General features: G+C 38.5%; 1 protein-coding gene. It reads left to right on the top strand.

The annotated features are described in order from the left end of the window. Positions 1-38 precede the first annotated feature (38 nt). Positions 39-559: 4-hydroxy-tetrahydrodipicolinate reductase (dapB, locus tag RCF13_RS23355; RefSeq protein ID WP_308141571.1), on the top strand; the 521-nt coding region annotated here is incomplete at its 3' end.

Here is a 559-nt window from a genome sequence, read left to right as displayed (position 1 = left end):
ATGAAGCGCCATCACAGGTTCAAGAACAATGTGATGTCATAATCGACTTTTCAAACCCAGCCAGATTATATGATCTATTGACATTTTGCGTGGATACAAATACAGCAGTGGTTATAGCAACCACAGGACTCAGTGAAGAGCAAGAAATTAGAATAAAGGATGTATCAAAGAAAATCCCTGTATTTAAATCCTCCAATACTTCTCTGGGAATCAACTTGGTTTTAGATCTGGTGAGAAAGTCTACAAACATATTAAATGAAGCATTTGACATAGAAATTATTGAAAAGCATCACAACAAGAAAATAGATGCCCCAAGTGGAACGGCATATATGATCGCACAAGCCATCAATGAAGAAATGAGCAATGAGATGGTATACAATTATGGCAGAGAAGGCAAGAATTCAAAGAGAAATAAAAATGAAATCGGCATCCACGCAGTCCGTGGTGGTAGTATCGTAGGAGAGCATACCGTCATATTTGCAGGAATGGATGAAATTATTGAGATCAAGCATACAGCACTTTCAAAAGGTGTATTTGCAAGAGGGGCCATCAAAGCGGC

The organism is Stenotrophomonas maltophilia group sp. RNC7, from assembly GCF_030910085.1.
GTDB lineage: Bacteria > Pseudomonadota > Gammaproteobacteria > Xanthomonadales > Xanthomonadaceae > Stenotrophomonas > Stenotrophomonas sepilia.
This window is presented reverse-complemented; position numbering and strand designations above follow the sequence as displayed.